At 69.8% G+C, this 14,760-nt stretch carries 11 protein-coding genes and 1 pseudogene; 8 read left to right on the top strand and 4 right to left on the bottom strand.

What is annotated here, in order from left to right:
* Window position 1: 1 nt before the first annotated feature.
* A complete protein-coding gene (locus ACH4U7_RS48035; RefSeq protein ID WP_398534060.1) occupies window positions 2–2,530 on the bottom strand; it encodes a glycosyl hydrolase family 95 catalytic domain-containing protein in 2,529 nt (842 codons plus the stop codon).
* 205 nt (window positions 2,531–2,735) lie between these two features.
* Between ACH4U7_RS48035 and ACH4U7_RS48030 the strand changes: the two genes are divergently transcribed.
* Window positions 2,736–3,440 carry a signal protein gene (locus ACH4U7_RS48030; RefSeq protein ID WP_398534059.1) on the top strand — a complete coding sequence of 235 codons (705 nt, stop codon included), beginning with the start codon at window positions 2,736–2,738 and terminating at the stop codon, window positions 3,438–3,440.
* Between the two features lies 1 nt (window position 3,441).
* On the opposite strand, the gene ACH4U7_RS48025 is transcribed toward ACH4U7_RS48030, so the two are convergent.
* Entirely contained in the window at window positions 3,442–4,035 is a 594-nt protein-coding gene (locus tag ACH4U7_RS48025) for a TetR/AcrR family transcriptional regulator (RefSeq protein ID WP_398534058.1), read from the bottom strand.
* A 198-nt stretch (window positions 4,036–4,233) separates the two neighbouring features.
* On the opposite strand from ACH4U7_RS48025, the gene ACH4U7_RS48020 reads away from it, so the two are divergent.
* Both ACH4U7_RS48020 and ACH4U7_RS48015 read left to right on the top strand, forming a co-directional pair.
* Complete coding sequence (locus ACH4U7_RS48020; RefSeq protein WP_398534057.1) at window positions 4,234–5,253, top strand: aldo/keto reductase; 1,020 nt, start codon at window positions 4,234–4,236, stop codon at window positions 5,251–5,253.
* A 25-nt stretch (window positions 5,254–5,278) separates the two neighbouring features.
* The gene (locus tag ACH4U7_RS48015; RefSeq protein WP_398534056.1) at window positions 5,279–6,169 is read left to right on the top strand and encodes an LLM class flavin-dependent oxidoreductase; all 891 of its coding nucleotides are present in this window, start codon (window positions 5,279–5,281) and stop codon (window positions 6,167–6,169) included.
* Between the two features lie 31 nt (window positions 6,170–6,200).
* On the opposite strand, the gene ACH4U7_RS48010 is transcribed toward ACH4U7_RS48015, so the two are convergent.
* A complete protein-coding gene (locus ACH4U7_RS48010) occupies window positions 6,201–7,712 on the bottom strand; it encodes a glycoside hydrolase family 3 protein (protein ID WP_398534055.1) in 1,512 nt (503 codons plus the stop codon).
* A 258-nt stretch (window positions 7,713–7,970) separates the two neighbouring features.
* Here ACH4U7_RS48010 and ACH4U7_RS48005 point away from each other — a divergent pair, with 258 nt between their 5' ends.
* The 5 genes and pseudogenes from ACH4U7_RS48005 (at window position 7,971) to ACH4U7_RS47985 (ending at window position 13,336) form a co-directional block, all read left to right on the top strand.
* A complete protein-coding gene (locus ACH4U7_RS48005; RefSeq protein ID WP_398534054.1) occupies window positions 7,971–9,044 on the top strand; it encodes a phytanoyl-CoA dioxygenase family protein in 1,074 nt (357 codons plus the stop codon).
* Window positions 9,026–10,351, top strand: a complete 1,326-nt coding sequence (locus ACH4U7_RS48000; RefSeq protein ID WP_398534053.1) for a DUF6271 family protein — start codon at window positions 9,026–9,028, stop codon at window positions 10,349–10,351. The genes ACH4U7_RS48005 and ACH4U7_RS48000 overlap by 19 nt, the downstream gene beginning before the upstream one ends.
* Window positions 10,348–11,586, top strand: coding sequence for a type III PLP-dependent enzyme (locus tag ACH4U7_RS47995; protein WP_398534052.1), 1,239 nt, complete (start codon window positions 10,348–10,350; stop codon window positions 11,584–11,586). Before ACH4U7_RS48000 ends, ACH4U7_RS47995 begins: the two co-directional genes overlap by 4 nt.
* A pseudogene (locus tag ACH4U7_RS47990) lies at window positions 11,583–12,014 on the top strand (GNAT family N-acetyltransferase); the annotation flags it as partial. The gene ACH4U7_RS47995 and the pseudogene ACH4U7_RS47990, both read left to right, overlap by 4 nt.
* Window positions 11,942–13,336, top strand: a complete 1,395-nt coding sequence (locus ACH4U7_RS47985; RefSeq protein WP_398534123.1) for an MFS transporter — start codon at window positions 11,942–11,944, stop codon at window positions 13,334–13,336. The pseudogene ACH4U7_RS47990 and the gene ACH4U7_RS47985, both read left to right, overlap by 73 nt.
* Here ACH4U7_RS47985 and ACH4U7_RS47980 read toward each other — a convergent pair.
* Complete coding sequence (locus ACH4U7_RS47980) at window positions 13,302–14,738, bottom strand: glycoside hydrolase family 28 protein (protein ID WP_398534051.1); 1,437 nt, start codon at window positions 14,736–14,738, stop codon at window positions 13,302–13,304. The genes ACH4U7_RS47985 and ACH4U7_RS47980 overlap by 35 nt on opposite strands.
* Window positions 14,739–14,760 lie beyond the last annotated feature (22 nt).

Raw genomic sequence — 14,760 nt, 5'->3', positions numbered from 1 at the left:
TTCAGGCGGTGGCGGGCCGGATGTCGTAGGTGGCGCCTCGACGGGTGGCGAAGACGGTGAAGCCCGCGCCCGGCCGCCAGGGCTGGTCGACGCGCACCGCCCTTCCGCCCGAGGTGACGGTCACCGGCGACGGCGTGCGCAGCCTCAGTTCATGGCCGCCGGTGGACCGGATCTCGGCCCGGTGCAGGGCATGATCGCGCCACGCGAGGTCGACCGTGAACCCGCCGCGGGCCAGCAGCCCCCGCACCGCGCCGTCCGGCCATGCCTCGGGCAGGGCGGGCAGCAGCGCGACCTCTCCCGAATGGCTCTGCAGCAGCATCTCGGTGATCCCCGAGGTCCCGCCGAAGTTGCCGTCGATCTGGAACGGCGGGTGGAGGTCGAACATGTTGGGCGCGGTGCGGGCCGGGACCAGCAGGTTGGCCAGCCGCTTGTACGCCTCGGCGGCGTCGAGCAGCCGCGCCCAGAAGTTGATCTTCCAGGCGAGCGACCATCCCGCACCGGCCTCACCGCGCAGTTCGAGCGTGCGCCGGGCCGCCGCGGCGAGTTGCGGACGGGTCCGCGGATTGATCTCCTCACCCGGGAACAGACCCCATAGATGCGAGATATGCCGGCTGCGCGAGAGGGCGGCGTCCCCCTCGTAGTCCTCCAGCCACTCCTGGATCTGACCGAGATAGCCGACTTGGGTCGGGGCGAGCCGGCCACGGGCGGTTACGGCGGCACGGCGCATCTTCGGGTCCTCGCCCAGCGCCTCGGACGCGCCCTCGAAGGCGGTGAACAGCTGCCGCAGGATCTGCATGTCCATGGTCGGTCCGGCGCACATGCTGACGTTCTCGCCGTCGACCTCGTGGTGGCCCACCTCGGGAGAGTGCGAGGGGTTGGTCACCAGACAGCCGGTCCTGGGGTCTTCCTGAAGCGTGTCGAGGAAGAACTCGACGGCGCCCCTCATCAGCGGGTAGTGCCGTCGCAGGGTGTGTCTGTCGCCGGTGTAGAGATAGCGCTCCCAGATGATGCCCGCCAGCCAGGCGCCACCCGTGGGCCACACGCCGTAGAAGGCGAAGTCGACCGGTGCGGTGCCGCGCCAGCCGTCGGTGTTGTGGTGCGCCACCCAGCCCTTGGCGCCGTACATCTGACGCGCCGTGCGCGCCCCGGTCTCGGACAGGTCGTGGATCAGGTCGAAAAGCGGATCCCAGCACTCCACCAGGTTGGTCGGCCCGGCGGGCCAGTAGTTCATCTCGCAGTTGATGTTGAGCGTGTACTTCGACTCCCAGGCCGGTGTGAGGCTGTCGTTCCAGATGCCCTGGAGATTGGCGGCGTGCCCCGGAGTGCGCGAGCTGGAGATCAGCAGATAGCGACCGTACTGGAAGTACAGGGCAGCCAGCTGCGGATCGGTGTCCAGCTGTCGGCGGGCGATGCGTTCGTCGGTCGGCAGCAAGGCCGCCTCGGACGTACCGAGGTCGAGGTCGACGCGGCGGAACAGCGCCCCGTAGTCCTTGATGTGCGCCTCGCGCAGCGCGCGGTACGGCCGGGCCGAGGCGCGCTGGAGATGGCGCCCGGCGGCGGCGCCGGAATCGCCGGCCACGTCGTCGTAGCCGCGGTAACTCGTGCCCATGGAGATCAGGAGCGTCACGGCGTCGGCGCCTTCGACGATCAGCCGACCCCCGTCGGTACGCACCGTTCCGCCGTCGGCCTCGGCCCGGGCCAGGGCCTGGAAGCGCACCTCGCCCGGGCGTCCCTGCCAGGCGGCGCTGATGCCGTCGAGCCGGATCGTGGCGGCGCCCACGGAACCCGTGGTGCTCTGCTGCGGGCTGGAGAACTCCGCCTCGAACGAGACCGAGGCCCGCCGATCGGCGCTCAGCCGCACCACGATGACCTGGTCGGGCAGGCTGGCGAACACCTCACGGGTGTGCCGCACTCCATCGCTGGTGTACGTCACCGACGCGATCGCCGTGGTGAGGTCCAGCTCCCGGCGGTAGTCCGTGTACTCCCCCGCACCCGGAAACGCCAGCCGCAGATCGCCCACCGGCTGGTACGGCGCCTGCTCGCTCGGGACGCCCATGAACGACGAGTCGGCCAGCCGCTGCGCCGCGCCCCACTCGTCGGCGAACACCAGCCGTCTGATCTCCGGCAGCACGTCCAGCGCGCCCGGCGGGTCGTAGTCGTGCGGGCCGCCGCCCCACACGCTGTCCTCGTTCAGCTGCAGTCGCTCGACGGTCACCCCGCCGAACACCATGGCGCCCAGCCGGCCACAGCCCACCGGCAGCGCCTCCAGCCACTCCTGGGCCGGCCCGCGGTACCACAGCCGCCAGGGCTCGGGCCGCGCCTGGTCCCGCGGGGTGGCGGCGGCCGCGTCGGCCGGAGCCACCGTGCCGGCGGCCACCGCGCCGGCGGCGACACCGGCGCCGGTCCGCAGAACACCGCGGCGGGTGTAGTCATTTGTCCGCGGTGCGTTTGTCCGCGGTGCGCTCGTCTCTGATGCGCGCGTCTCTGATGCGTTCGTCTGTGGTGTGTTCGTCTGTCGTGCGAAGGACATGAGTTGCACTCCCTGGGAATGGAAGGACACCGGGGGTACAGCGCCCGGGAGCGGCGCACTCGGCCACCGTTCACCTGGGCGCCTGACGCTTCAGACGATCCATCAGACGATCGCACGGATGGCCCGCTCTGGACAGACAGCGATGCCACTCCGTGCGCCGACACGCCGGGATATATCGTGTCCGATGCCTGAGAGGAGCGGGGAAATGAGCAGCCGGACGGGATGGATAGGGATCGCCGCCGCAGCGGTGGTCGCGGTCGCCGGATGCGGCGGAGGGGACGACGGCGGATCGCGGGCCGCGGAGTCGGACCGGCCATCGGAACCGCAGCGGACGTCAGCGGCGCCCTCCCCATCGGCACCGTCGCCCTCGGCTTCCTCACCCTCGGCACCGGCCGCCAACCGGCTCTCCCCCGCGGACCTTCAGGGACGGTGGTGGACATGGGCGGCGTCGGAAGAGGCATCGACGAACCCGGTCGCCGACGAGGACGGGCGGTCGTGCCACCGTAACCAGCCGGACGACGTGTGGTTTCTGGCCGGGACCTTCGGCGGGCAGGTCGAACGGGCCTGCACCGTGCCAAGTGGCCGCCCCGTCGCCTTTCCCCTCATCAACCTCGTGGGCGGCTCAGCGGACTGCGCCGACTTCATGGAAACGGCCTCGGGTACGGCGAGCCTGGACGGCCGGGACATCAGCCCGGATCGCTACCCCGGGACGACGATCACGGTGACGGCCGCGCCCGGGAACCCCGTGACCGATTCGAGCGGCCGCTTCAGCGGGACGGGATGCGGGCTGTGGGTTCAGTTGCCCGCGCTCAAGGCCGGGAAGCACACGCTGAAAATCCGGGGCAGGTCGGCGGACTTCACGGTCGCGGTGGACTACGCGTTGACGGTGGCGGCGCCCGGCACCGCCTGAGTCACCCAGGCGGCAGGCGTAGTCCCGCGATGAGGAGTTCGACCAGTCGTCGTGCGTCGTAGTCGGGATTGTGCTCGGCGCCGATGCAGAGGTTTCCGACGCCGCGCATGAGCTGGATGGCCGCCACGTCGGATCGGATCTCGCCGGCATCGACCGCGGCGTCGAGCAGCTGGGTGCACACGGGCACGAGGCGGTCGAGGAAGTAGGCGTGCAGCGTCTCGAAGCCGGCGTTGTCGGACTGCAGCACGGCGGCGAGTCCGTGCTTGGTGACCAGGAAATCGACGAAGAGGTTGATCCACTGCCCCAGCGCGGCATGCGGAGTCGCGCTGCTCGCCAGCAGGGCCGGACCGGCCTCGGCGCATGCCTCGACCTGGTGCCGGTAGACGGCGATGATCAGATCCGCTCGCGTCGGGAAGTGGCGGTAGATCGTGCCCACCCCGACGCCGGCCTTCGCCGCGATGTCGCGTACCGGCGCTTCCACTCCTGACGCGACGAAGACCGAGGCGGCCGCGTCGAGCAGGGTCTCCTGGTTGCGCCGGGCGTCCGCCCGCTTGGACCGGGCCGCGCGTCCCGCACCCTCGTCGCTGTCGTTCACCGCACCGCTCCCTCCACCGCCAAACCGCTGCCGAGCCATGACCTGGTCGGGCTTGCCAAGCGGAACAACGTTCCGTATCGTCTTTTCCGGAACGAGGTTCCGCTTGCTCATGATGCCAGAGCAGGGACCCGGCAGCCAAACCACGCATTGTCATCACGCGATACCGCCACGCTTCATCCGCAGTGGAGGAACACAGTCATGCAGTACCGCACCTTGGGCCGCACCGGTGTGCAGGTCAGCTCTCTCGCGCTCGGCGCCATGAACTTCGGCAGGATCGGGCGCACCACCCAGGACGAGGCCACCGCCATCGTCGATGCCGCTCTCGAAGGCGGGATCAACCTCATCGACACCGCCGATATGTACAGCGCGGGCGAATCGGAGGAGATGGTCGGCAAAGCCATCGCCGGCCGCCGCGACGACATCGTGCTGGCCACGAAGGCCGGCATGCCGATGAGCGACGAGCGCAACCATCGGGGCAGTTCGCGCCGCTGGCTGGTCACCGAGCTGGACAACAGCCTGCGCCGACTCGGTGTCGACCACGTCGATCTCTACCAGATCCACCGCTGGGACCCGAACACCAGCGACGAGGAGACGCTGTCGGCGCTGACCGACCTCCAGCGTGCCGGAAAGATCCGCCACTTCGGCTCCTCGACGTTTCCCGCATACCGCATCGTGCAGGCCCAGTGGGCCGCCCGTGAGCACCACCTGAGCCGCTATGTCACCGAGCAGCCCAGCTACTCGATCCTGCAGCGCGGTATCGAGAGCCATGTGCTGCCCGTGACCGAGCAGTACGGGCTCGGTGTGCTGGTGTGGAGCCCGCTGGCCACGGGCTGGCTGTCGGGCGCGATCCGCGAGGGCCGGGAGATCACCACCAGCCGCTCGACGTTCATGCCGGAACGCTTCGACACCGCCATCCCCGCCAACCGGGCCAGGCTCGACGCCGTCGAGCGGCTGGCCGAAGTCGCCGACGAGGCCGGTCTGACCATGATCCAGCTCGCGCTCGGATTCGTGACCGCGCATCCCGCCGTGACCAGCGCGCTCATCGGCCCCCGCACCCTGGACCATCTGCACACGCAACTCGCCGCCGCCGACACCGTGCTCTCGGCCGATGTGCTCGACGCCATCGACGCGATCGTCGCGCCCGGTGTCGACCTGGCCGCGCACGAGAAGCACGACACTCCGCCCGCGCTGCTCGACCCGTCGCTGCGGCGCCGCTGACCGTACGGAAAGGATCAACAGCTCCATGCCGCACACACCCCGGCCCCGTTTCGGCATCATGACCGCCCCCATGCAGGTCGACTACCACGACGTCCTGCGGGTCTGGCGCGAGGCGGACACCATCCCGGAGATCGAGCACGCCTGGTTGTTCGATCACCTCATGCCGATCGGCGGCGACCCGAACGGACCGACGTACGAAGGCTGGACACTGCTCTCGGCCCTCGCCGCCCAGACCCGTCGGCTGCGGCTCGGCCTGCTGGTGACCAGCAACCGGTTCCGGCCGCCCGCGATGCTGGCCAAGATCGCCACGACCGTCGACATCGTCTCCGGCGGACGGCTCGACTTCGGCATCGGCGTCGGCTCACGCCCCAGCCCTCCCGCGGCCCACCGTGAGTACGCGGCACACGGCCTGCCCTTCCATGACACCGCGCACGCCGTGGGGAGCCTCGCCGAAGCCTGTACGGTGATCCGGCGGCTGTGGACCGAGGAGGAGCCGTTCGACTTCGACGGCACCTACCACCAGCTCACCGGGGCGTTCGGCAACCCCAAACCCGTCCAGCGCCCCCATCCGCCGATCCTCATCGGCGGACGCGCGGCCTCGACACTGCGCGTGGTCGCCGAACACGCCGACATGTGGAACATCCCCGGCGGCGACATCGACGACGTCGTCAAGCGCAGTGCGCTGCTGGACCGCTACTGCGCCGAGATCGGTCGCGACCCCGCCTCGATCACCCGCTCGATCCACCTGTCCGTCTCGTACGACCGGCCCGGCGCCACCCGGGACGCGATCGACGAGGCGATCGACGCCGGCTTCGGACACATCGTCCTCGGACTGTCGACGCCCTACCCCGTCAACGCGGCGCGGTGGGTCGCCGACGAGCTCATCAACACATCGGCCCGGGGCAAGTCGTCGTAGCGCCCGCGTACGGGCCGTGGCGCGCGGGGCCCTACCTCGTCCCCGCCAGGACCTCCGCCGCGGCCACCCCGGACGCCGTGGTCGCGCCATGAGTGGAGATGTGCACCGCGCCGGGGGCGGTGGCGCCCGGCAGGCCCATCTCCACGACGATCGCGTCCGGGCGCGCGGTGACGAGGTCCGCCAGGGCGCCGCCCATCCACGGGTGCCGCGAGGCGTCCCTGACGACGACCACCAGCGGGCGTCCGGAGGCTGGGGTCAGCGCGGACGCCTCCAGAGTGGCGGCCCGCGTCCGCAACTCCTGCGGGTGGATCCGGACCGAGGTCGTGCCAGGAAGTCGCTCGCTCAGCGGTGCGGCGACGCCCCAGGGGGTCTCTTTGCCGATGGCCAGGTTGGTGGCGGGCACCAGCTCCACCACATGCGGCGGCGCGGCCAGGGGCAGCGACTCCGCCACGGAGCCGGTCATACGGATGGCCCGGCGGGCGGCGACGAAGCCGATGGCAGCGTCGACCGCACCGGCCGGGGCGGACCGGCCCAGCTCCGTCGACCACTCGGCGAACGCCCGGACCCGCTCCGACGCCTCCGCCAGCCGCTCCTCGGCGAGTTCCCCGGCGGCCACGGCATCGACGAGGGCGGTGGCGAGCAGTTGCGCGGTGGCCTCCTCGGCGCTCTCCCCGCCGACGCAGATGGCGTCGGCCCCGGCGGCGAGAGCATGCACCGTGGCCCCGTCGATCCCGTAGCGGTCGGCGACGGCCCCCATCTCGATGGCGTCGGTGACGATCAGCCCGTCGAATCCGAGCTCCTGGCGCAGCAACCCGTCGAGGATTCGGCGGCTGAGGGTGGCGGGCAGGTCCGGGTCGTAGGCGGGCACCAGGAGGTGGCCGCTCATGACCGCGCGGACCCCCGCGTCCAGTGCGGCGCGGAACGGCGGCAGGGCCTGGGCGGCGATCCGGTCGAGGTCGGCGTCGTAACTGGGCAGGCCGTGGTGGGAGTCGACGGCGACGTCCCCATGGCCGGGGAAGTGTTTGGCGCAGGCGGCGACCCCGGCCGACTGGAGTCCTTTGATCCACGCGGCGGCGTGCCGGGACACCGTTTTGGCGTCCGCCCCGAAGGACCTGACCCCGATGATGGGGTTGTCCGGGTTGGAGTTGACGTCCACGGTGGGCGCGAAGTTGAGGCTGATGCCCGCTCCACGCAGTTGGCGGCCCAAGTCGGCGGCGACGGACTCGGTCAGCTCGGTGTCGTCCACCGTCCCGAGGGCGAGGTTGCCGGGGCGGGTGGAGCCGGTGGCGGACTCGATCCGGGTGACATCACCGGCCTCCTCGTCGATCGCTACGATCAACGACGGGTTCTCGGCGCGGAGTTGCGCGGTCAGCCGGGCGAGCTGGTCCGGGGATTCGATATTGCGCGAAAAGATCACGACGGAGGCCAGGCCGTTACCGATGTCACGCAGGATCCACTCCGGCGCCTCCGTGCCCACGAACCCCGGTTGCAGGACGGAGAGCGCGAGTCGTCGCAGGTCCGTGCCGGGCTTGCTGGTGGACATCGACCACGCCTTTCGGAGAACGCCAACACACCGACAACACCGACGCCGCCCACAACATCGATGATCTTTGGTACAGACCAACGGATACTCGCCCAGCTGAATCGCCGGTGTCAAGGCGCGGACCGCCGGGGCCCGCTGTCAACAGGCCTAGGGAATTCCCTTGTTGACAACGTATATGGTCTAGTCCATTTTTATGAAGGCGTCAGTACCTCACGGAGCGCAGTGAACACTACGCCCCGGCACGTTTTGGAGCACTGCATGCCAAAGCCCGACCATTACTTGTTTCGGTCCCCCTCGGACGTCCCCTACTTCAGCTCGGACGGCGAGACCTACCTCGCCCGGACCCAGCTGCGGGACCTCACCAAGACCCGCCGGCTGCGCGTGTTGTCCGAGGACGACTTCGCCTTCTGGCAGACCTACGGCTACGTCGTGGTGAAGCAGGCGATTCCCGCCTCGGCGGCGCGCGCGTTACTGGACTTCACCTGGGACTTCCAGGGGCTCGACCCCGACCGCCCGGACACCTGGTACCAGGACCGCGAGTGGCGGTCCGACCTGGACCGTGAGCTGCACATCTACGGGTTCGTCGAGGCGTACCACCACCAGCTCATCTGGGACAGCCGCCAGACGCAGCGGGTCTACGACGCGTTCGTGGACGTATGGGACTGCGAGGAGCTGTGGGTCAGCCTGGACCGGCTGAACCTGAACCCGCCGAACGTCAAGAACCGCGACCGGGCACTGATCGCCCCCACGGAGCGGGGGTTCGACATCACACTCCACTGGGATGTCGACACCACCCTCAGTGTGCTGCCGCAGCGGGTCCAGGGCATCATCGCCCTCCATGACACCGAACCGGAGCTCGGCGGCTTCCAGTGCTGCCCCGAGTTGTTCCACCGGTTCGACCAGTGGCGGGCGCTCCAGCCGGCCGACCGCGATCCGATCCGGCCCAAGATCGACCGGGCCGAGATGCCCGTCGTACGGCCGCAACTCGAGGCCGGGGACCTGCTCATCTGGAACGGGCTGCTGGCCCATGGAGTGGCGCCCAACACTTCGCAGAACGGTGTGCGGGCGGTCCAGTACCTCGCGATGATGCCCGCCCTCGAATCCCACGAGGAGCTGCGGCGTTCGCGAGTCGAGTCATGGCGCCACCTCACCACGCCGACCTGGAACGGCACCCTGCTCGGCGACGCCGACAAACCCGAAGCCCTCAGGTACGGCACCGCCACGCTGGACGATCTGGGCGCCAAGCTGCTCGGACTCACCTCGTGGGACGGGACGGACATCAACCAAGGCGAGCGAAGCGGCGAGGAAGTAGCGTGCGACGCATCTGCCTGACACTCCCCACCAACCGGGCGTGCCCCGCGATGGTCACCGCCATCGGTGAGGAAGCCGCCTACGCGGCCGCGCACTTCGACGTCGAGGTGCATCTGCTCGTCCTGGACTCCTCCGACGCGTATCGGGAACACGCACGGGCCCTGCACTCCGCGCACGGGGTGCCGCGGGTCGTCGTCCACCACCTCGACGAGGCGGATCAGCGCGACTTCCTGCGCCGGGTGATTCACCGGACCGAGCACACCAAGCATGAGCTGCTGCTCGACCTCATGCTTCCGGCCGGGCTCTCCTACGGCGCCTGCACCAACCGCGCGTTCCTGATCGCCGTGGCCCTCGGATGCGAATCCGTCCACCGCAGGGACTCCGACAGCCGCTACCAGGTGCTGCGCGGCGAGACCGTGTTCCCCGTCCACCAGGAGCTCCTGTCGCTCGGCAAGCGCGCGGCCGACGCGGCGCACGGTGTCGGTGAGACGGCGCTCGCTCCCGAGAACACCCACAAGCGGGTGGCGATGGTGGCCGGCTCCTTCCTGGGCGAGCTGTCCGTGGACATCGACGAGATCCGTCGGCTCGATCCGGAGGTCTACTACGACGTGGTCGGCCTGTGGGCGCCCGGCCACTGGTCGGACGAGCAGAAGCGGGAACTCGTCGAGGAGTCCTTCCAGGGGCCCAGGACCGGCCCGTTCACCGGCGACCGGACGACCTTGACCGTCGTCGACCCCATGCATGTGGACATGTGCAACATCAGCTTCCACCAGGTGCATGAACGAGTGCCGCTGCCGCCCGCCACCGACACCATCGGCAGCGACTACTTCCTCATCCACCTGGTCCATGCCGCCGCGCTGCCCGGCGTACTGCACAACCGCCACATCGTGAACTTCTACACCGGGGAACGCCGCACCGACCCGGGGTTCATGGCCTACCAGCTGCGGTTCGCCAAGTTCTTCCTGTCGATGCTCTACTTCAACTTCCTCTACGACGAGATGGCCGAGGCCGGCGAAGCGCTCCTCGACGACCAAGGACAGGTTCGGGCGTCCGCCATCGCCGAGCTGGCCAGGAAGAGCACCCTGCTCGACCAGGCGGAGAACGTCCAGCGCCTCGACACCATCGAGGCCGCGTACCGGAAACTCGGCGGCAGATACGCCACCTTCGCCGCCTTGCTGGCGTCGCGCCGCGAGCGTCTGCTCGACGAGGCGGCGAGCGACATCGCCGACTTCGCCCTGCTGGTCGAGGCGTGGGAGGCGCTGGTACGGGCGGCCCGCGACACCGCCCTCTCGCAGGCTCCGGAACGTCCGGGGCGAAGGTCACAATGACGCACGAGGGCATCGCAGGCACAGAGCCTGCAGTGGGCATACGCTTGTCCGCCGCGCTCGCGGCCACCACCGACGACCGGATCGTCTTCGACCTCACCGGGATCGAGGAGCGGTACGAGTCCCTGCTCCGGGAGTTGCCCGGGGTAGCCGTCCGCTTCGCGATGAAGGCATGCCCGGTCGACGAGGTGCTGACCCGGCTGGCCGGGGCGGGCGCCGGGGTCGACGCGGCGAGCGTCCCGGAGCTGGAACAGGCGCTGCGGGCGGGTGTGCCGATCAGCAGAGTGCACTACGGGAACACCGTGAAGTCCGACCGGAACATCGCCGACGCCCACCGGCTCGGCATCAGGGACTTCGCGACCGACAGCCTGGAGGACGTAACAGCCATCGCCGAACACGCCCCCGGCGCCCGGGTGTTCTGCAGACTCACCACCGACACACGAGGAGCGCTCTGGGCGCTGAGCGACAAGTACGGATGCTCGACCGCCGACGCGGTGACCATCCTGGAAACGGCGCGGAAGCTGGGTCTGGTGCCCTCCGGACTCTCCGTACACGTCGGCTCGCAGCAGATGACACCCGAGGCCTGGCGCGACGCCTTCGAACGCCTCGCGGACGTCCTGGCCACCCTGGACCGCCACGGGATCGCCCTGGACCACATCAACCTCGGTGGCGGCCTTCCCGTCCCGGGATATCTCGACAAACACGGCAGACCGCTCGATCCCCCGATCGACAAGTTGTTCGCCGTCATCCGGGAGGGCATGGCCCACCTGCGCACCATCGGCGGACACCACCTCGACTTCATCGTGGAGCCGGGCCGCTACCTCGTCGCCGGACAGGGAGCCATCCGGGCACATGTGTCCCGGCTGTCCGCGCGGCGGGGCCCCGACGGGCGGCGCCAGTACTGGCTGTATCTGAGCTGTGGGAAGTTCAACGGCCTGTACGAGATGGACGAGTTGCAGTACCCACTCGTCTTCCCCACCCACGACGGCCCCGGCACCCGCCGGGTGCCCGCCGTCGTGGCCGGACCCACCTGCGACAGCGACGACGCCTACTCCCATGAGCACGGTCTGGTCCAGGTGCCCGAAGCCCTGGCGTCGGGCGACCCGGTCTGGGTGCTGTCCTGTGGTGCGTATGCGATCAGCTATACGACCCAGGGCTTCAACGGCTTCGGCCCGCTCCCGTACACCTGCGTCGACGCCAACCCCGCAGGCAGGTCCGGGAAGGCGTGTGACGGATGAACGACGAGGTGCGCATCCGCCATATCGCAGAGGACGACTGGGACGGCATCGCGGCACTGGAGTCCCACACCTACACCGGTCTCGGGCTGTCCGAGGGACGGGTGGCGCTCGAATCCCGCGCGCGCGTATCGCCCGCCACGTGCCGCGCGCTGGAGGTGGGCCCTCGGCTGGTGGGCTATGCGCTGGCGCTGCCCTATCCGATGTACCGGTACCCGGACCTGGAACGGCCCGAGGAGACCGCGTACCCGTCCACCAATCTGCATCTGCACGACCTGGTCATCGCGGAGAACTTCCGGCGCAGGGGGCTGGGACGGCGCCTGCTGCGCCACCTCACCGCGTCCGCCAGGGCACACGGATACGAGCAGATCTCGCTGGTCGCCGTCGGGGGCAGCGCGACGTACTGGTCGGCGCGTGGCTTCACCGCCCACCAGGAGGTCGTCCCCCCGGACGGCTACGGCCCGGACGTCATCTACATGTCGAGGGCGGTGCCGTCCGGCGTGTCCGCTCATGGCGCGTCATCTCCTGGCGCGTCATCGCAGAAGGAGCAGGTTTGATCCACATACCGCGGGTCCGAGATCCCTTCCACCGGAGCCAACTGGCGATCGCCGCGCTGTTCTGCTCGCTCGGTTTCCAGTACGCCACCTGGGCCTCGCGCATCCCCGCCCTCAAGGCCGATCTCGGCCTGACGGCCGCGGAGGTGGGCTTTCTGCTGATGGCCGCGGGGATCGGCGCGAGTGTGTCGTTCCCTCTTGTGTCGGTGCTGATGAGGCGGCTGGGCTCACAGCGCCTCGGGCTGCTGTCGGCCCTGGGCTTGACGCTGGTGCTCATCGCCCTGGCCATGGCGCCGAACTATCCGGTCGCCCTGGCGGTCGTGTGCTGCGACGGGGTGCTCGTGGGCTGTCTGAACGTCGCCATGAACGCACAGGGCGCCGCGCTCGAAGTCCGGCACAAGCGCAACGCCATGGCCAAACTGCACGCGACGTTCAGCGGCGGCTCGCTGCTCGCCGCCCTCCTGGCCTCCGGTGTGAACGCGATGACCTCGACGGTCGCCGTGCACTTCGGCGTGGCCGCCGTCGTCCTGCTGCTCCTGTTCGGCTACGCCCGCACCGGGCTGCTGGCGGAGGACGAGGCCGCCGAGGAGAAGCGGGACGAGACGAAGAGCCGCAGCGGGTGGTCCCTGCCGACCCGTATGACGCTGTGGATGTGCTGCGCCATGGTCTTCGGCACCGTCACCGAGGGTGCCATCAACGACTGGTCGGCCCTCTATATGACGGATGTCGTCAAGGCGTCGGCACAGCTGGCACCCCTGGGGATCGCCGTCGTCTCGGGCATGATGGTCCTGGCCCGGCTCTTCGCGGACGGCTGGCGCGCCCGCTGGGGCGATGGGCGGGTCGTCGTCCTCGGCAGCGCCCTGGCCGGGACGGGGCTGGCCCTCGCCCTGCTGAGCGGCGGTGTGGTTCCGGCCCTGATCGGGTTCTCCTGCGTCGGCCTCGGCATCGCGGCCGTGACCCCTTGCGTCTATGTCGCCGCGGCGAAGCAGGGCCCGGACGCTCTGGCCCTGGTCGCCGCCATGGGCACGACGGGCCTGCTGGCCGGGCCCCCGATCATCGGATTCGTGGCGAACTCCAGCAGTCTGGTGTGGGGCCTGGGCGTCGTGGCCGCTTCGGCGGCCGTGGTGTCCCTGTGCGGTACGCGCGTCCAGTGGACGCCACCCGCTAACGCCTTGGGAACGGAAGTTCCTGGCCGTTGACGTAGACCCGCCGGAAGGTCAGTTCGTCGGTGTAGGCGATGCTGTCGGGGCTGAGGATGCCCGTGAAGGTGGAACGGGAGAGGCTGACGCCCCGCAGATGGTCGGTCTCCAGGCCGACCAGTTGCAGCACGGCGCGGGCACCGTCGATCTCCATCCGGTCCATGCGGATGTTCCGCACGGCCACCGGCTGTGTCCCGCCCTCGCCACCGTTGTAGTTCATGTTCACGAACACCACATCGCGCTCGACGTTCTGCCCGGTGAAGTTCCGGATGTGCACCCCGTCGATATAGCCACCGCGCTTCTTGCTCGCCTTGACGTACAGCGCGTGCTTGACGGGGTAGCGGCCGAGAAAATCCGGCGAGTTGATCTCACAGTTCTCGGCGAAGACATCGCGCACCCCGCCGGACATCTCGCTGCCGACCGTCATCCCGCCCCAGCGGCCGGAGAACCGGCAGTCGCGTACGACGATGTTCCGGCTCGGCACGCCGACGCGGTGGCCGTCCTCGTCGCGGCCGGACTTGACGGCGACGCAGTCGTCGTTGGTGTTGAAACGACAGCCGGTGATGAGCACGTCGGAGCAGCACTCCGGATCGCATCCGTCGGTGTTGTAGAGCGTGCTGTCGACGGTCACATCGCGCACGGTGACGTTGTGCGACAGCACCGGGTGCACGGTCCACATCGGCGGGTCGACGATGGTCAGGCCGCTGACCAGGACATTGCGGCAGCGGTAGAACTGCACCATCTTCGGCCGCAGATAGTGGCCGTCGCCGAAGACACGCTCGGCCACCGGCACCCCGGTGGAGCCCATCTGGCGCAGCAGGCTCTGGTCGGGACCCTGCAGTCCGCTGGTGCGGTACCAGCTCTCCCACGGCCCGAGCCGCGCCTGCCCGTCGAGTGTGCCGGGACCGGTGACGGCGACGTTGCGCTCACCGTAGGCGTAGATGAAGGGCGAGTAGTTGTAGCACTCGGTGCCCTCCCAGCGGGTGAACACCACCGGCAGGAAGTCGCGCGGATCGGGGCTGAACGCGATGGTGGCGCCCTCGGTGACGTGCAGGTCCACGCCGCTGCGCAGATGGATCGCGCCGGTGAGGAAGCGCCCTTCGGGGACGAGGACATGGCCGCCACCGGCGCGGTGGCAGGCAGCGATGGCGGCCCGGAATGCCTCGGTGTTCATCGTCCGCCCGTCGCCGACCGCGCCGTAATCGGTGATGGCGAAGGTCCGGCGGGGGAAGGCGGGCGGCCTGATCCGGGCCAGGATCTTCGGCACCGGGCTCCACGCCCCGGTGTACGGGGCGGCCGCGTATGCGGACCCCGCGGCCGCGGGCAGTTGGGGAAGCAGCGCGCCTGCCGCGAGCAGACCGCCGGTGCGCAGCGCGGAGCGGCGGGAAGGTCTCGGGTGCATGGCCTGACTCCTCGGCGTCGTC

Origin of the sequence: Streptomyces sp. NPDC020845, assembly GCF_044334165.1 — a bacterium.
Lineage (GTDB): Bacteria > Actinomycetota > Actinomycetes > Streptomycetales > Streptomycetaceae > Streptomyces.
Note: the sequence above shows the minus strand (reverse complement) of the source record. Positions and strands in the feature narration are given on the sequence as shown.